A 17,065-nucleotide genomic window follows, 5' to 3' on the forward strand; every position below is an offset into this window, starting at 1 on the left:
GCTTTTGCGCGATCAACGCAGATTTGCGCGACGCGGATTCTACCGGCGGAGACCTCACCGGTGCATGGCTCATGGGAAGCGATCTCGCGGACACCGTGTTGCGCGACACCATCCTAATCGATGCGGAGTGCACTGAAGCTCGCTTCACCAGAGCAGATTTGACCGTGGCAAATCTAGCGGAATCAAGTTTCGACCGTGCGAACTTCGCCATGTCATCGCTCTCCGGAACGAATCTGACAATGGTCTCAGCGGCCGGGGCAAAATTCCACGGCGCAAACCTGACTGGAGCAAGTCTCACAGCTTCTCTGCTCGCTGAAGCAGACTTCGGCAATGCCACTCTGACGGGCTGCCACCCGGCAGGCCAACAACGCCCCGCTGCACATCGGATTGATCGATGTCTCCACCGACAAAGCCGATTCGATCGTCGCCGAGCCGCGCAACGCACCGGCAGCGGGCGTCGAAGAGCCGATCACCGTCTTCGACTACCCCGCCATGCCGTAGGAAGCGGCCCGGGCCGGGCCGGGCGCCTCGGCTGGCCAGGTGGGGTTGCGGCCGAGGTAGGCGACGAGTTTGTCCAGCGCGGACGCCGATTCCGGGACCTCCACCATCGGGGCGAACACCCCGGTGCCGTCTTGGGCCGGTGGGTTCGCGCGCATGATCTCCAACGCGGTGGCCGGTAGTTCTTCGTCCGGTTCGTAGCGGGATCCGATGGTCCTGGCCACGTCCCAGCCGTGCACCACCATGTCGACGAAGTGGAAGACCAGCGCCACCCGGCCGGGGAACACGCCGAACTCCCGAACCCGGACTTGCCGGTCCAGCACGCCTTCGGCAGCGAACGCGGTGCTGAACTCGGCAGCCGAACGCCGGTAGTCCTCGGCTGGTGCGGCACCCAACCGCCCGGCATCCCAGTCCACATCGGACCCTTCCGGATCGGCCGTGGTGGCGCGGGCGAAGGCCAGGTTCTCGCTCACCATGTGCCGCAGCAGCCCGTGCAGCGTCCAGTCCGCGCACGGTGTCGGCAGGCGCAACTGCTCTGGTCCGACCTCGGCGATGACCTGGCCAGTGCCCTGCATGGCCCGTCGGTGCAAGTTCTCGATATCCACGTACCGAGGGTATGGACCCGAACCGGCCCAACGGCAGAGCCAAAAACGGCGAAGTCCACTGGGCCGATTCGGCATTAAGAGCTCGCGCGGATTGGACGTAGCAGCGGTGGCCGTCAGGCAAGCGGCGTCAGCCGCTTCCCACCACCCTCGCAGCCCGCACCGCCACGCGAACCAACCCGCACACTCTCTTAAACTCGGTGTTCGTGGAGTTCCACGTGAGCCTGGTCGGTAGGACCGATCTGACCGGGCAGATCTACCGGCAGATCAAGGCCGCCGTGTTGGACGGCAGGCTCCGCACCGGCGAGGCGCTACCGCCCACCCGCGAACTCGCCCGGCGCCTGTCGGTGTCCCGGAACACCGTCAGCGCCGCCTACGACCGGCTGGCCGCCGAGGGCTTCGTCGGCGGTCGCACCGGTTCGGGCACCTATGTGCGGCCGGGCGGTTTCGACCGACCACCGGACGTGGCGGACGCCCAGCAGATCCGGTCCACCGGGACCTGGGAGGGGATTCGGGTGCCCCGGCTGGATCCGGCCGTCCCGGATTTCGACTTCCGGCCCGGAATTCCCGACGTCCGACTGTTCCCGTACGCGGCTTGGCGCCGCCTGCTAGCCAGCTGGTTCCGCACGTCGAGCGTCGGGTCACCGATGTACGGCGACCCGGCCGGGCACCCGGACCTCCGCGCGGCGCTGGCCCGGCACGTCGGGGTTTCCCGGGCCGTTCGGGCGAACGCCGACGATGTGCTGGTCACCAGCGGCGCGCAACAGGCCTTCGACCTGATCGGCCGAGTGCTCATCGAGCCGGGAACCTGCGTCGCGGTGGAGGATCCCGGTTACCCGCCACCACGCCAGCTGTTCCGCGCGTTGGGCGCGAAGGTCGTCGGAGTGCCGGTGGACGCCGAAGGCATCCTGGTGGACCGGATACCCGACACTGCCCGAATCGTTTACGTGACGCCGTCGCACCAGTTCCCGCTGGGCATGCCGATGTCGCTGCCGCGCCGCACAGCGCTGCTCGAATGGGCCGAACGCGCCGGTGCCGTTGTGGTGGAGGACGACTACGACAGCGAATTCCGGTTCTCCGGCAGACCGATCGAGCCGTTGCAGAACCTCGATCGCGCTGGCCGGGTGATCTACGTGGGCTCGATGTCCAAGGTGCTGCTGCCCACGCTGCGGGTCGGTTTCCTGATCGCACCGCGCAGTCTGCGCACCGCGCTGCGGGCCGCCAAGTACGTCGTGGACCTGCACACTTCCCTGCCGCTGCAAGCCGCTCTCGCGGCGTTCATCGAAGAAGGGTTGCTGGCCAGGCACATTCGCCGGGCCCGCACCGAATACGCCGCGCGGTACGCGCAGCTCTCCGCGACGCTGCACCGGGATTTCGCCGACCTGCTGGAACCGGTGGCGGTCACGGCGGGCTTGCACCTGGCGGCGGTGCTGCACCCGGGCGCCGACGACGAGTCGATCTGCGAACGAGCCGCTGCCGAGGGTGTGGCGGTCCTGCCGCTGAGCCCGTTCCGGAAGTCGAAGACCGGTCGTCCGGGGCTCGTGCTCGGCTACGGCGCAATCGCGGTGCCGGACATCGCCGAGGGGCTGCGCAGACTGCGCTCCTGCCTCGTTTGACGGCCTTGGCGAGAAATCGCCCGGCCATCGGCTGTTCAGGTCATCTTGATGGTGTTCGGCGTTGGTGGTCGATAGCGTTCTCCCGATCGTTGGAGATTTTTGCGTTCCGGGAGGACTTCGTGAACAAGCATCATCTCGCTCGATTAGCCGGTGCCTGCGGTGTTGCCGCGGCCTTGGTGCTCACCCCGCTCGCCGCGCCGAGCGCGATCGCCCAGCCCGCCCCGCAGGCGGCCCAACTCGACCCCGCCGACGGCACCGCGCAGGGCGCCGTCGAGTGGTTCCAACAGCACATCGGCGACACCTCCTACCAGGGCCTCTGCGAGAAGGCCGTGGAAAACGCCTGGGGCACAACGGGAGTGTGGCCGTCAGCGATCGCGCACTGGGAAGGCGCGGTGCGGGCGGGCAAGGCGCACACCGACGGCTCCACCCCACCGGTTGGCGCGTTCGTGTACTGGAACATCAGCCAGTACGGGCACGTCGGGATCGCCGATGGCGAAGGCGGCTTCTACGCCAGCAGCGTCGCCGGTGCGATCGGGCACGCCGACGACCTCTCGTACTTCAACAACTACCTCGGCTGGAGCGACCCGCAGGTCCCCGCCGGTCGCTGACCACAGCCACCCAAGGCAGCGGCGTCAGTGCCCGTCGCGGGGGACGTAGCTGCCGGACTTGCCGACCAGGAAGTCCAGGTCCGCACCGTCCGAGGCCTGCAGCACGTGGTCGTAGTACAACCGCTGGTAGCCGCGCGGGTACGGGTTGTCGGGGTCCTTCCACTCCGCGCGGCGCCGGTTCATCTCCTCCTCCGGCACCTCCAGGTCGAGGCGGCGGCCGGGCACGTCGATGCTGACGATGTCGCCGGTGCGCACGAATGCCAGCGGACCGCCCGCAGCGGCCTCGGGCGTGACGTGCAGGATCACCGTGCCGTAGGCGGTGCCGCTCATCCGGCCGTCGGAGATCCGCACGATGTCGTCGAATCCGCTGTCCTGCACCTTCTTCGGCACCGGCACGTTGGCCACCTCCGGCATGCCCGGATAGCCCTTCGGCCCGGCGTTGCGGATGATCAGCACCGTGTTCTCGTCGACGTCCAGGTCGTCGTCCTTGCAGACCGCGTAGTAGTCGTCGACGTCTTCGAAGACCATCGCCGGGCCGCGGTGCTGCAACAGCCGGGGCGAGGCCGCGGACTGCTTGACCACCGCGCCGCCCGGCGCCAGCGAGCCGCGCAGCACGGCGGTACCGGTGCCGACGGCCTGGAAGGGCTCGTCGAAGGTGGTGATCACCTCGCGGTTGTGCACCTCCGCGTCGGCGATGTTCTCGCCCATCGAACGGCCGTTGACGGTGACCGCGGAGCGTTCGACGAGGTCGCCGAGCTCCTTGAGCACGGCGGGCAGGCCACCCGCGTAGCAGAAGTCCTCCATCAGGAACTTGCCGCTGGGCTGCAGGTTGACCAGCGTCGGCACGTCGCGGGTGTCGTGGTCGAAGTCGTCGACCGTCAGCTCCACGCCGACGCGCTTGGCGATGGCGATCAGGTGCACGACCGCGTTCGTGGATCCGCCGATCGCCGCGTTGGCCCGGATCGCGTTGCGGAACGCGTCGCGGGTGAGCACATCGGAGGGCTTCAGGTCCTCCTGCACCATCTCGACGATGCGCCGCCCCGTCTGCTGCGCCGTGGCGTAGCGGCGGGCGTCGACGGCGGGCCAGGACGCCGCGTACGGCAGCTGCATGCCCAGCGCCTCGACGATGCAGGCCATGGTGGAGGCGGTGCCCATCGTCATGCAGTGCCCGTTGGAGCGGGACATGCAGCCCTCGATGAAGAAGCACTCCTCCTGCGTGATCTTGCCCGCGACGAGGTCGGCCTCGGCCTGCCACACGGCGGTGCCGGAGCCGATGTCGGTGCCCTTGTACTTGCCGTTGAGCATCGGCCCGCCGGTGAGCATCACCGCGGGCAGGTCGACGCTGGCCGCCGCCATCAGCAGGCCGGGCGTCGTCTTGTCGCAGCCGGAGAGCAGCACGACGCCGTCGAGCGGGTTGGCGCGGATGGTCTCCTCGGCCTGCATCGCCAGCAGGTTGCGGTAGAGCATCGTGGTCGGCCGCATGAGCGTCTCGCCCAGCGCCATGTTCGGGAATTCCAGCGGAAAGCCGCCCGCCTGCCACACCCCGCGCTTGACCGCCTCGGCGATCCGCTGCTGGTGGGCGTTGCAGGGAGCCAGCTCGGACCAGGTGGTGCCGATGCCGATCACCGGCCGCCCGTCGAACACCTCGTCGCTGTAGCCCTGGTTCTTGACCCAGGACCGGGCGGTCATCCCGGCCCGGCCGTGTGCACCGAACCAACTCGCACTGCGCCGCGGCGCGCTCATTCGTCCTCCTCGCTGAGTCCCTGGTCGGACGCATGCGACGTAACCAGCTCGACGGCCGGTGCGCAATAGGCCCAGCCAGGCGATCCGCTATCTCGAACGCTGGTTGTGATACCGAACGCGCCAGCTCCAGGCCATTGACGCGCGCGAGCACCGGCTTTAGGCTCGTGACCCATATCACGAACTAGGTTCGATATTTCGAACAACACCACCTCAGCGAGGAGGCAGGTTGCAAACCGGCGAGCGGGCGCCCGACGAGGCGCTCACGACCGCGATCCGGCGGGTAATGGTGCGGCTGATGCCGTTCCTGTTGTTCATGTACGTGGTCGCCTTCCTGGACCGCGTCAACATCGGGTTCGCCAAGGAGGAATTCCAGGCGCACGCCGGGATCTCGGAGGCCGCCTACGCCCTCGGGGCCGGGCTGTTCTTCATCGGCTACGCGCTGTTCGAGGTGCCGAGCAACCTGATCATGACGCGGGTCGGCGCCCGCTGGTGGATGTGCCGGATCATGGTGACCTGGGGCATCATCTCGGCCGCGATGGCGCTGGTGAGCAACGAGTTCTGGTTCTACCTGCTGCGCTTCCTGCTCGGGGTGGCCGAAGCGGGCTTCTTCCCCGGCATCATCCTGTTCATCACCTACTGGGTGCCGCACGCGTACCGGGCGCGGTGCAACGCGCTGTTCTACTTCGGCATCCCGCTCGCCTCGGTGCTCGGCGGGCCGCTTTCCGGACTGCTGCTGGAACTCGATGGCGCGGGCGGAATCCTCGGCTGGCAGTGGATGTTCGCGGTGGAGGGCCTGTTCGCCTGCGTGGTCGGCGTGTGGGCGTTCTTCTACCTGGACAACAAGCCCGCCGACGCCAAGTGGTTGTCGACGCAGCAGCGCGCCGCGCTGCAGACCGCGCTCGACCGGGAAGCCGAGGCCAAGCAGGCGCACGGCCCGCACCGGCTTTGGTCGGCCATGCTGGACCGGCGGGTGCTGTTCTTCTGCCTGATCTACTTCCTGATCCAGTGCAGCGTCTACGGCATGACCTTCTACCTGCCGACGCAGGTGTCCGAGGCCGTGGGCAGCAAGGCCGGGCTGCTGGTCGGGCTGGTGACGGCGATTCCGTGGACGGTGGCCCTGCTGGTGAACTTCGCGGTGTCCAGCGGCGCCGACCGACTGGCGCAGGCCAAGAAGCGCTTCGTGGCCGCGGCCTGCGTCGCGGGCGGTTCGATCGGCATCGCGGCATCGGCGTACTTCAGCAGCCCGGTGATGGCGATCGCGGGCCTGGCGGTGGCGGCGGCCGGGTACATCGCGGTGCAGCCGGTGTTCTGGACGTTCCCGGCGGCCTACCTGACCGGCACGGCCGCGGCAGCGGGCATCGGCCTGATCAACTCGCTGGGCAACCTGGGCGGTTTCGTGGCCCCGGTCGCGAAGACCTGGATCGAGGAGACCCTCGACTCCAACACCGCAGGCCTGTACCTGCTGGCCCTGTGCGGCCTCGCGGCAGCGGCGCTCTTCCTGCTGCTGTCCAAGTTCCGCGCCCCAGCAGAGGAAATCCCCACCCGAGCAACCGAAACCGCAGCCTGACCCAACACCGCGTCGTTCACACGATCAGGACTGGGTGAAGGGCACCTTGGACCGAGTAAGCCGGTCAAAGGTGCCCTTCACCCCGATAGGTCTCCGCGCCGAGCGGGTCAGTTCGGTTGGAGGATTTGGATTGGGGCTTGTTCTTTGGACAGCGGGATTTGGTAGCGCTGGGTTATGAAGGCCGCGATGTTGTGGAACAGTGGCGCTGCTGAAGCGGCCTCGCGGGTGCCGGAGCTTGGGCCGTCGAGCATCAGGCCCACCACGAAGCGCGGGTTGTCCGCGGGCAGGATCCCGGCGAAGGTGATCCAGTACTTCGAATTGCTGTAGCAGCGGCACGCCGGGTTGATCTGCTGCGCCGTTCCGGTCTTGCCGGAGATCTGGAAGCCGGTCAGCGCCGCGTCCGGGCCGGTGCCGTTCTGGCGGGTGTCCTTGTCCTTCTGCACCACCGAACGCAGCATGTCCTTCACGGTGTGGGCCGTCTGCGGGCTGACCACCCGCACGCCCTCCGGTCGGGGCCGCTCCACCCGCGTGCCGTCCGGCCGGATCTCCGCGGCGATGACGCGCGGCGGCACCCGCACCCCGTCGTTGGCGATCGCCTGGTACATCCCGGCCATCTGCAGCACCGTCATCGAAAGGCCCTGGCCGATCGGCAGGTTCGCGAAGGTCGACCCGGACCACGACTCGCGCGGCGGCAGGCTGCCCGCGCTCTCACCGGCCAGCCCCACCCCGGTCCGCTGGCCGAGCCCGAAGCCGCGGGCCAGATCGTAGAACCGCTGCTCGCCGAGCTGCTGCGCGACCATCAGGGTTCCGACGTTGGACGACTTGCCCAGCACCCCGGTGAACGTCAGCGGCATCGTGCCGTGCGGCCAGGCATCCTCGACGGTCCGGTCGGCGACCGAGATCGACCCCGGCACCTGCAACACGGTGTCCGGCTTGACGATGCCGTTCTCGATCGCGCCAGCCGCGGTGATCACCTTGTTCACCGAACCAGGCTCGTACGGCGTGGTCACCGCCGGGTTGCCGGAGTTCTCCGCCCAGGAGCCGCGCGGGTCGAAGGTCTTGTCGTTGGCCAGCGCGTAGACCTCGCCGGTCTTCGCGTCCAGCACGACCGCGCTGGCGCTGGACGCCCCGGCCTTCCGGGCGTAGTCGGCGAGCTCGCGCTGCACCGTGAACTGCAGGTCCGAGTCGATGGTCAGCTGCACGTCCGAGCCCGCGACGGCGGGTTCCAACTCCCGCTCGGTGCCGGGGATGACCAGACTCGACCCCATCGCGGTGTCCGAGACCTTCACGCCGTCGGTCCCGGCCAGCACCGGGTCCAGCGAATACTCCAGCCCGATCTGGCCTCGCACCCGCTTCTCGTCCATCCGCCAGTTGGCCGCGCCGATGATGTTCGCCCCCAGGTCCCCGGCCGGGTACTCGCGGGTCGCCCGGTACTCGGCGCCGATCTGCGGGTACTTCTCGTGGATCACCTGTGCCTGGCTCGGATCGATCTCCGCGCCGAAATAGGTGAACTGGACGTCCTCGAACAGCGCGTCGAGCACTTCCTGCTCGGTGATCTTCCCCTGCACCACCTGCGGGATGAACCGGGCGATCTCCTGCTTGTACTGCACCGCGGTGGGTTTCGAGGGGTCCTTGGCGTGCTCCTCGTCGAACGTCTCGGTCAGCATCCGGGGGTTGGCGTACAGCTGCCGCGCTTCGTTGCTGAACGCCAGCACGTTTTGGTTGCGGTCCAGGACGGACCCCCGCTCGGCGCGAATGGGCTGCCTGGTCAGCCGCTGCTGCTGCGCCTTCTCGGACAGCGCGCTGGCCTCGAAGCCCTGCACCTGGATCAGCTTGCCGCAGGTCAGCAGCAACGCGATCACCAGCAGCAACCTGCCGACTCGCAGCCGCCGGTTGCTCCCGGCCACGTTGGTCCGCGCGGTGCGTCCCTGGATGGTCCGGCGCGCCCCGCGAGCCATCAATGGCCCGCGGGCGCGTCAGGCGGCGGCTGGACCTGGTTCTGCTCGGCCACCGGCGGCGCTGCGAGGGCGCCCGGCGGCGGCTGGACCGGCGGCGCAGCCGGGGGCGGCGGGGCGGTGGCCTTCTTCGGTTCACCGACGACGAGCACCGACCCGTCCGGCTGCGGGACGAGGTGCGCTGGGGCGGGTGCGGGCCGCATGCCCAATTCCTCCGCGCGACGCTGTATCTCCGGCGTCGAGCTCATCGTGCTGACGTCGCTGAGCAGCTTCTCCTTGCGCTCGTTCAACTCGTTGATCCGGTTCTCGCCGTCCTGCAACCGGTAGCTGCCGCTGACCGCCGCGATGGACAGCCACAGCGTCGCAGCCAGTCCGGTGGCCAGCACCGACATCACGACGACCACCAGCGGCAACCGCGAGAGCGAGACCCGCTCCTGCAGCTGCTTCGCCTTCGGCCGCGGCTTCGCCGTCGCCGGCCGCCGTTCCTCGACGCCCTGCCGCAGCTGGCGCGGCCGCCGATCGGCGGGCTCCCGCACCGACCGCTCCCGCCGCTCCTCGCGGCGCGCATACGCGCGTTCGGCCGCGGCGGAACGCGCCCGCGGCTTCTCCGGCCCGGACTTCTGCGCGCTCTTCTGCGCCGTCTTCTGGGCCGTCTTCTGCGCCGTCTTCTGGGCGGCCTGCTGCGTCCGCTCGGTGGAACCCGTGCGCGACGCAGCGTTCTTGGCGCGTGCAGGTGCCGTCATGTCGCCTCCCTCGCCTTGCCGCTCATGCGTCCCCCCGGCTGATCCGCTGCGCAGCGCGCAGCCGCACGGACGCCGCCCGCGGGTTCACTTCGATCTCCTGCTCACCGGCGAGCTCGGCGCCCCTGGTGAGCAATCGGAATTCCGGCCCGTGGCCGGGCAGTTCCACCGGCAGGTCGACCGGGGTGCGCGATTTCGAGCGGTCGGCGAAAGCGCGCTTGACCATCCGGTCCTCCAGCGAGTGGTATGACAGCACCACGATCCGGCCCCCGGTGGCCAACGAGTCCAGCGCCGCCGGTAGCGCCTGCTCCAGCACGTCGAGCTCAGCGTTGACCTCGATGCGCAGCGCCTGGAAGGTGCGCTTGGCCGGATGCCCGCCGGTGCGCCGACTGGCCGCCGGAACCGTGTCGTAGAGCAGCTGCACCAGCCGCGCGCTGTTGGTGAACGGTTCCTTGTGCCGCGCCCGGACGATCGCGGCCGCGATCTTGGCCGCGAACTTCTCCTCGCCGTAGGTCCGCAGCACCCGGGTCAGCTCGTCCGCGGGGTAGGTGTTGAGCACATCGGCGGCGGTGCGCGACGCACCGGGATCCATCCGCATGTCCAGCGGCGCATCGTGCGCGTAGGCGAAACCGCGGCCGACCTCGTCCAGCTGCAACGAGGACACCCCGAGGTCGAACAGCACACCATCCACTTCGGACAGTCCGAGCTGGGCGAGCACCTCGGTCCACTCGTCGTACACCGCGTGCACCAGGTGGATCCGCGAGGCATAGGGCGCCAGCCGGGCACCGGCCAGCCGCAGGGCTTCCGGATCGCGGTCCAACCCGACTAGCGTCAGACCTGGGTGGGCGGCGAGCATCGCCTCGGAGTGCCCGCCCATGCCGAGTGTGGCGTCGACGACCACCGCACCGTCGCGGGACAGCACCGGCGCGAGCAGTTCCAGCGTGCGGTCGAGCAACACCGGCACATGTCGATCGCGGGCGGATCCGCCCTGATCATGCCGTTGTCCGGCCACGGCGGCGCCTCCCTCCCGCGTGCCGTTTCGTCAAAACCCGCCAGCCGCGCGCGCGGACCCGTGGGGTCCGCGCGCGGCGGCTGTTCGGTGGTCCCCCTGGATTCCCGGATCCCGTCAGGTCCCCGCCCGCCCGTCGCGTCCTGGTGCCGGGGAAGATGCACCAGGCATGCGATAGCCGAGCGGACCGAGGCCTCACGAAACCCGGATACCCGCCGTCAACAACCGTCTCGTCGGTCGGCGGGAGACTCAGAACACGCCCGGCAACACCTCCTCACGTGCCTGCGCATAACCCTCCTCGTGTTCGTCGAGGTAGCTCTGCCACCTCTCCGCGTGCCAGATCTCCAGGCGGTTGATCGCGCCGATGACCACGCACTCCTTGGTCAGCCCGGCATAGCGCCGCAGCTCCGCCGCGATCGAGATCCGCCCTTGGCCATCGGGTTGCTGCTCGTCGGTTCCGGCGAACAGGTACCGCTGGTAGGCGCGGACCGCCTCGTTGGTGAACGGTGCCTCGGCGACCTTGCGCGCCATCTGCTCGAACTCGTCGCGCGGGAACACGTAGAGGCAGTGGTCCTGGCCTTTGGTGACCATCAGACCCTCCGCCAGTGCTTCCCGGAACTTCGCCGGCAGCGTCAAGCGCCCCTTGTCGTCGAGCTTCGGGTGGTGGGTGCCGAGAAACATCCCGGTCCACCTCCCCCGGCCCAGGCCGCCCGCATGACGACCCCGGACCACGTCCCGGTCCCGATCGACTGCCGGACCGCGATCCGGCCGACCAACCACCGAGCCGATACTTCTGGTGGTCTCGATGATCGGTGGCCACCGGAAGCGGCAGGACCCCCGTTTGCCCCACCTTCCCCCACAGTACCCCACTTCGCTCCACCGTCAACACGAGTTGCCCCGGTTCCCCCGGCAGTAGTGACGCCGTTTGCGCAGGTGGCAAGACGTGGGGGCGAAGTGGGGGGATTCCGCGCCCCGACCTTGATCAACCCACCGGTGGGCGCCGTTATGCTCGTGGCCCGCTCGATCCGGCCGCCGACGGCGTTCGCGGTGGGGCGGAGTGGGGCGGCCGATCCACTTGAGGTTGGTGAGGGTGTCCCGCCGAGCACCACCGGTTTGGCACACTGCACGTGCACGCTGGAGCTGATTCGGATGATCTTCGGCGGGTCCGGAGGACGCTGGCGCGGACCGCCGCAGCCGCTCACCGGCCGCAGACTTTGGAGGCTTGCATGCGCGATCGCTCCAGCGAGCCGACTTCCCCGAGCCGAGCGCTCGTGTGCCGAAACGTGCAGGAGGTGGCGTGACGCCCAAGGTTCAGCTGTCCGGCCCGGCGACCGACGACGCTGCGGATGCCCTGGAGGCACCCGGCATCGACCGGTTGCACGGCACGATCCAACGCATCGCCGCCAACGTCGAACAGGTCCTGGTCGGCAAGCCCGAGGTGGTGCGGGTCGCGTTGGTCACCATGCTGGCCGAGGGCCACCTGCTGGTCGAAGACGTGCCGGGGGTCGGCAAGACCTCGCTCGCCAAGGCGCTGGCCCGGTCCATCGACTGCACGGTCAGCCGCATCCAGTTCACCCCCGACCTGCTGCCCAGCGACATCACCGGGGTGTCCATCTACAACCGGCAGACCGAGAACTTCGAGTTCCGGCCCGGCCCGGTGTTCGCCAACATCGTGGTCGGCGACGAGATCAACCGGGCCTCGCCGAAAACCCAGTCGGCGCTGCTGGAGTGCATGGAGGAGAACCAGGTCACCGTCGACGGGGAGACCTACCCGCTGAACGCGCCGTTCATGGTGATCGCCACCCAGAACCCGATCGAGATGGAAGGCACCTACGCGCTGCCGGAGGCGCAGCGCGACCGCTTCACCACCCGCGTGTCGATCGGCTACCCGGACGCGAAGGCCGAGTTGGCGATGGTCGACGAGCACGCCGGACACGATCCGCTGCGCGACCTGCGCCCGGTCGCCGACAGCAGCGAGGTGCAGGCGATGCTGCGCGCCGTGCGGCGGGTGCACCTGTCCACCGAGATCCGGCGCTACGTGATCGACCTGGTGACCGCGACGCGCCAGCTGCCGGAACTGCGGCTGGGCGCCTCGCCGAGGTCGACCCTGCAACTGGTCCGCGCCGCCCGCGCGCAGGCCGCGCTGGCGGGCCGCGAGTTCGTCATCCCGGACGACGTGCAGGCGATCGCCATCCCGGTGCTCGCCCACCGGCTGATGCTGACCAGCGAGGCCCGCGCCGCCCGCCGCTCGGCCACGGATCTGGTGCGGCAGCTGCTGAACCGGATCCCGGTGCCGCGCGGCGATACCGACGGCGAACGAAGGTAGTCGTGCTGTCGGGGCTGACCATCCGCGGGCGCTGCCTGTTGGCGGCGGGCGTGGCCGCCGGGGCGTGCGCGCTGGTGCTGGACGAGCGGGATCTGCTGCGGGTGTCGGCATTCGTGGTCGCGTTACCGCTGCTGGCCCTGCTGCTGTCCAGCCGCGTCCGGTTCGGCATCGGGGCCCGGCGGCAGGTGTTTCCGCCGCGGATCCCGGTTGGTGCCAATGCGACCGTGCAGCTGCACATCATCGGTGCCGGACGGCTCCCGGTGGGTGGGCTGGTGCTGGAGGACAACACCCCGCACGCGCTCGGCGGGCGGCCGAGATTCCGGCTGGACTCGGTGCCGCGGCACGGCGGCACGGTCCTGGAGTACTCGGTGGCGCCGACCTTGCGCGGCATCCACTACATCGGGCCGCTGCGCACCCGGATCGGCGATCCGTTCGGGCTCTCCGAATTCGAGCGGGAGCTGGCCGAGAGCAGCCGGTTGGTCGCGGTGCCGAAGGTCTTCCAGCTCTCCGGGCTGCCCGCCGGTTCGGGGCTGGGAACCGGCGATGACGGCACCACCCGGCTGCGGGCCGGGCACGGCGAGGACGACGCCATGGTGCGGCAGTACCGGCACGGCGACGACATCCGCCGGGTGCACTGGAAGTCCAGCGCACGCCGCGACGAGCTGATGGTTCGCGTCGAAGAACGCCCCTGGCACGGTGGTGTCACGGTGCTGCTCGACCGGCGGTCGGCCGCACACCGGGGCAGCGGCGCGCGCAGCAGCGTCGAGTGGGCGATCTCCGCGGCGGCCAGCATCTGCCTGCACCTGCACCGCAACGGCCAGCAGGTTCGGCTGGTCACCGAGGACGGGCAGGTGTTGGCGGGAGGTGCTGGACCGTCCGAGGGCGCGCACGACGACGACGCGGTGCTGGACGCGCTGGCCGCGGTGCGCACCTCGCCGCAGCGCGATCTGGTGGCCACCCGCGATCCGGGCAGCGGGCACGAGTTGATCGCGGTGCTCGGCGAAACGACCACCGCCGCGGTCACCGAGCTGACCAAGCTCCGTCCACAAGAGACCCGAAGTCTCGCGTTGCTGCTCGACGTCCGCGCCTGGCACGGCGAAGCGGGCGGCGGCTTCGACCCGAAGCAGGCCGCCCGGCGGCTGCGCGCGGCCGGTTGGACCGTGGTCATCGCGGCCGAGCCGAACACCTCGGTCGCCGATGTCTGGCAGCGGCTGTGCCGGGAGACCACCGCGCCGGAATCGGAGGTCGGGACGTGACCGAGAACCGGATGACCACCGCGATCGACACGTCGCTGGTGGCCACCGCCGCCGGTGCCCTGTCGGTGCTGTGCGCGGCGACGGCGTTCTCCGGTGTGTTCGCCGACGGCCGCTGGTTGTTCCCGGCCGCGTTCACCGTGGTGGCCGTCGCGGCGGTGGGGGTGCTCGGGCGACGGGTCCGCTGGCCGCTGGCGCTGACCGTGCTCGCCCAGCTCGTGGGCCTGCTGGTGGTTCTGACGGCGTTGTTCGGCGATCGGGCGGTGCTGGGTGTGCTGCCTGGTCCGGCCGCCATCGGCGAGCTGGGCGACCTGCTGGCCAGGGCCGGTGAGCTGGTGCGCACCGGGGTGCCGCCGGTACCCGCCGAACCCGCGCTGCAAACCCTGGTCTGCCTGGGCTTGGGGCTGGTGGCGGTGGTCGCGGACGTCATCGTGGTGACCTACCGCAGCCCAGCGGTGACCGGGCTGGTGCTGCTGTGCGTGTTCGCCATCCCCGCGTCGTTGGCCGACGACATGCTCCCGTGGTGGACCTTCGCCGCCGGGGCGTTCGGCTACGCCCTGCTGCTGGCCTCGGGTGGACAGCACCGCAAGTGGCGGCGGCACGAAGACCGCAGCCAGGTCGCGCACACCCTCTTCGGCCGCACCACCGCGGCGGTCGCCGGGACAGCCGGGGTGATCGCCCTGCTCACCGGCGCGGCGTTCACCGGGGTCGGCACCGAGGGCCGGTTACCCGGTGCCGTGCCGGAGCAGTTCGGCGGCACCGACGGCATCGGCCTGCAACCGTTCACCTCGCTGCGCGGCCAGCTCAACCGGGACCGGGTCGTCGAGCTGTTCCGGGTCCGCGGCTTGCGGGCGGACTCCTACCTGCGGGCGATGACGCTGCGGAAGTTCGACCCGCAGCGCGGCTGGGAACTCGAAGGCCTCACCCAGGGCGTCGACGCCGGGGTCAACCTGCCGTTGCCGGAGGGCACCACGATCGACCGCGGCACCCCGGAGCGGCTGGAGATCCAGCCGACCGGCTACCGGGATCCGTGGCTGCCGGTGTTCGGCATCCCGGTAGCGGTCTCCGGGATGGGGCCGAACTGGCGTTACGACCCGGCCGCCGGAATCGTGTTCACCCAGACCAACCAGGAAAGCCGCCCCTACGTCCAGCGGGCGATCATCGCCGATCCGACCCCGGACGAGCTGCGGGGTGCCAACGGCCCGATGCCGATCGCGCCCGCCTACCTCAACACCGCGGGCATCCCGCCGCAGGTGGCCGAGCTGGCCCGGCAGCTGACCGCGAACGCGCCGACCGAGTTCGACAAGGCCGTCGCGCTCAACCGGTACTTCACCGACCCGGCCAACGGTTTCCGCTACGACCTGCGGACCGCCCCGGCGACCGGCGGAGACGCCCTGTCGGACTTCCTGTTCCGCGGCAAGCGCGGCTTCTGCGAGCAGTACGCATCGTCGATGGCGGTCCTGCTGCGCGCCGTCGGCATCCCGTCCCGGGTGGCCATCGGTTTCACCCCGGGATACCGCGACGGCGACGAGCGGGTGATCACCACCGAGGACGCGCACGCCTGGGTGGAGGCGTACTTCCCCGGCTGGGGCTGGCAGACCTTCGACCCGACCCCGCTGGACGACGGACGCACCGCGCTGCCGGAATTCCTCAACAGCGAGCTGCACCCCGCGCAGCCGCTGGCCCCGCTGCCTGGCCAGGCCGTGCCGAGCGCGCCACCGACGGATGGTTCGGCGCAAGGAGCGGACCGCCCGGACGGCGCCGACGTCGGCGGCACGACGGGCTCGCCGAGCGAGGCCGGGGCCGCGAACCCGTGGCCGATCAGCATCGGCGTCCTCGTGCTCGGACTCGCGCTGCTCGCGACGCCCGCAGTGGTCCGGGAGGTGCGCCGGAGGCGACGACTGCACGCGGTCGCCGAAGGCTCCGAGGGCGCGGCCGGGCTCGCGTGGCAGGAGGTGCTGGACGAGTTCCAAGATCGCGGAACCCGCCCGGCGGACACCGACACGGCGCGCCGGGTCGCGACCGGTCTAATCGATCGCCACGGCTTGGACGAATCCGGTGCGAAGGCGATGCGAGCGCTGGTGGTGGCGGTGGAGCGGGAGTGGTACGCGCCGCCGGGGCAGCAGCCGGACGCGGGCCTACCGGATGCGCTGCACAGCGTGCTGACCAGCCTGCGCCGCGCCACGCCGCTGGATTGGCGCTCGCGACTGTTCCCCCGCTCGGTGCTGCAACTGCGCCAAGCCAACCCGTAAACCCGACGCCCTGCAAACCCGACGCAAGGCGCCGCACGTTCACCGGAGGACCCGGATCGACGAGGGTGCGAACAGTGAAGATCGCCGCACCGATCAGTCAGATCAGGCGGCGATCATCAGGCCATGAACCGTTATTGCTCGAAGCGTTTGCGGAAACGCTCCTCCATGCGCTGCGCGAAGGAGCTGCGTCCAGCACTGCGGTTCGGGCCCCGCTTCGGCCGCCCACCACCGCCGTTGTCCGGCACCGATTCCACGTCGTCCCCGCCACCGCGCAACGCGGACAGGACGATCACTGCTCCGCCGAACATCACGAGGAAGCCGACCACGCTCAACACGGGGATGTCGGCCGGTCTGAGGGCCGGGATCACCGCACCGATTACCAGCAGCGCCAACCCCAGCACGAAGACGGCAATGCCCTGCAGCCTCCGACGTCGGGATGGGCGATGCAGCCGTCCTCCGCGCACGGTGGAGGCGAACTTCGGGTCCTCGGCGTAGAGCGCGCGCTCGATTTGTTCGAGCTGTCGCTGCTCGTGCTCGGAGAGTGGCATGACTCCTCCTCCGGCACAGGTCTCTCAGTGGCGCCGGAGACCCGGTGGGCTGTTGCCCACCCAGGTTTGGGGACCGGCGAACGCTTGGGGGCGTCAACACCGAGGATACGGTTCCCACGACGTGACGACTACCCGGTCCTGGCACTGTAACGGTGCGAGGTTGCCGACATCATCCCCTCGGGGCAGTGATCGATCCGCGTTCTGCCCCAAGCGCGCCCCCGACAGCACTGCTGCACTCGGCCGAAGCCCGGTCTTGATGGGTACAGACGCGGCGTCGTCCGCCGGATGCCCGACCCATGTATATCCGATGCATCGCGCCGGGGCCCTCCGGCATCGCCCGGGTGTGTC

13 protein-coding genes and 1 pseudogene are annotated in these 17,065 nt (G+C 69.9%); 7 read left to right on the top strand and 7 right to left on the bottom strand.

Annotation, left to right across the window (positions count from 1 at the left end):
• Positions 1 to 23 precede the first annotated feature (23 nt).
• Positions 24 to 338 (top strand): annotated as a pseudogene (locus ACTWQN_RS19760) (pentapeptide repeat-containing protein); the annotation flags it as partial.
• Positions 339 to 482: 144 nt separating this feature from the next.
• Here the strand turns inward: ACTWQN_RS19760 and ACTWQN_RS19765 are convergent.
• On the bottom strand, positions 483 to 1,103 hold the full coding sequence (locus ACTWQN_RS19765; protein WP_443204983.1) for a TIGR03086 family metal-binding protein: 621 nt from the start codon (positions 1,101 to 1,103) through the stop codon (positions 483 to 485).
• A 203-nt stretch (positions 1,104 to 1,306) separates the two neighbouring features.
• Here ACTWQN_RS19765 and pdxR point away from each other — a divergent pair, with 203 nt between their 5' ends.
• Positions 1,307 to 2,716, top strand: a complete 1,410-nt coding sequence (gene pdxR / locus ACTWQN_RS19770) for a MocR-like pyridoxine biosynthesis transcription factor PdxR (RefSeq protein ID WP_443204984.1) — start codon at positions 1,307 to 1,309, stop codon at positions 2,714 to 2,716.
• Positions 2,717 to 2,835: 119 nt separating this feature from the next.
• Complete coding sequence (locus ACTWQN_RS19775) at positions 2,836 to 3,324, top strand: CHAP domain-containing protein (protein WP_443204985.1); 489 nt, start codon at positions 2,836 to 2,838, stop codon at positions 3,322 to 3,324.
• Positions 3,325 to 3,348: 24 nt separating this feature from the next.
• On the opposite strand, the gene ACTWQN_RS19780 is transcribed toward ACTWQN_RS19775, so the two are convergent.
• On the bottom strand, positions 3,349 to 5,067 hold the full coding sequence (locus tag ACTWQN_RS19780; protein ID WP_443204986.1) for an IlvD/Edd family dehydratase: 1,719 nt from the start codon (positions 5,065 to 5,067) through the stop codon (positions 3,349 to 3,351).
• 226 nt (positions 5,068 to 5,293) lie between these two features.
• On the opposite strand from ACTWQN_RS19780, the gene ACTWQN_RS19785 reads away from it, so the two are divergent.
• Positions 5,294 to 6,634: an MFS transporter gene (locus tag ACTWQN_RS19785; protein ID WP_443204987.1), complete on the top strand. Its 1,341-nt coding sequence runs from the start codon at positions 5,294 to 5,296 to the stop codon at positions 6,632 to 6,634.
• A gap of 107 nt (positions 6,635 to 6,741) precedes the next feature.
• Here ACTWQN_RS19785 and ACTWQN_RS19790 read toward each other — a convergent pair whose 3' ends face one another.
• The 4 genes from ACTWQN_RS19790 to mraZ all read right to left on the bottom strand — a co-directional run bounded on the left by ACTWQN_RS19790 (position 6,742) and on the right by mraZ (position 11,019).
• On the bottom strand, positions 6,742 to 8,592 hold the full coding sequence (locus tag ACTWQN_RS19790) for a peptidoglycan D,D-transpeptidase FtsI family protein (protein WP_443204988.1): 1,851 nt from the start codon (positions 8,590 to 8,592) through the stop codon (positions 6,742 to 6,744).
• Positions 8,592 to 9,332 (bottom strand): cell division protein FtsL, encoded by a 741-nt coding sequence (ftsL, locus tag ACTWQN_RS19795; RefSeq protein WP_443204989.1) that lies wholly within the window; start codon positions 9,330 to 9,332, stop codon positions 8,592 to 8,594. The genes ACTWQN_RS19790 and ftsL overlap by 1 nt, the downstream gene beginning before the upstream one ends.
• 22 nt (positions 9,333 to 9,354) lie before the next feature.
• Positions 9,355 to 10,341 carry a 16S rRNA (cytosine(1402)-N(4))-methyltransferase RsmH gene (gene rsmH / locus ACTWQN_RS19800; RefSeq protein ID WP_443204990.1) on the bottom strand — a complete coding sequence of 329 codons (987 nt, stop codon included), beginning with the start codon at positions 10,339 to 10,341 and terminating at the stop codon, positions 9,355 to 9,357.
• A 246-nt stretch (positions 10,342 to 10,587) separates the two neighbouring features.
• Positions 10,588 to 11,019, bottom strand: a complete 432-nt coding sequence (gene mraZ / locus ACTWQN_RS19805) for a division/cell wall cluster transcriptional repressor MraZ (protein WP_443204991.1) — start codon at positions 11,017 to 11,019, stop codon at positions 10,588 to 10,590.
• A 670-nt stretch (positions 11,020 to 11,689) separates the two neighbouring features.
• On the opposite strand from mraZ, the gene ACTWQN_RS19810 reads away from it, so the two are divergent.
• From ACTWQN_RS19810 to ACTWQN_RS19820, 3 genes are read left to right on the top strand one after another with little or no spacing between them, the layout of a single operon-like run.
• Complete coding sequence (locus ACTWQN_RS19810; RefSeq protein ID WP_443205147.1) at positions 11,690 to 12,664, top strand: AAA family ATPase; 975 nt, start codon at positions 11,690 to 11,692, stop codon at positions 12,662 to 12,664.
• 2 nt (positions 12,665 to 12,666) lie between these two features.
• The gene (locus ACTWQN_RS19815) at positions 12,667 to 13,920 is read left to right on the top strand and encodes a DUF58 domain-containing protein (protein ID WP_443204992.1); all 1,254 of its coding nucleotides are present in this window, start codon (positions 12,667 to 12,669) and stop codon (positions 13,918 to 13,920) included.
• Positions 13,917 to 16,169, top strand: a complete 2,253-nt coding sequence (locus ACTWQN_RS19820; RefSeq protein ID WP_443204993.1) for a transglutaminase TgpA family protein — start codon at positions 13,917 to 13,919, stop codon at positions 16,167 to 16,169. Before ACTWQN_RS19815 ends, ACTWQN_RS19820 begins: the two co-directional genes overlap by 4 nt.
• A gap of 131 nt (positions 16,170 to 16,300) precedes the next feature.
• Here ACTWQN_RS19820 and ACTWQN_RS19825 read toward each other — a convergent pair whose 3' ends face one another.
• Positions 16,301 to 16,717 (bottom strand): SCO2097 family morphological protein, encoded by a 417-nt coding sequence (locus ACTWQN_RS19825; RefSeq protein ID WP_443204994.1) that lies wholly within the window; start codon positions 16,715 to 16,717, stop codon positions 16,301 to 16,303.
• Positions 16,718 to 17,065 lie beyond the last annotated feature (348 nt).

The sequence above is a fragment of the Saccharopolyspora antiqui genome, assembly GCF_052246905.1.
Taxonomy (GTDB): Bacteria; Actinomycetota; Actinomycetes; order Mycobacteriales; family Pseudonocardiaceae; genus Saccharopolyspora.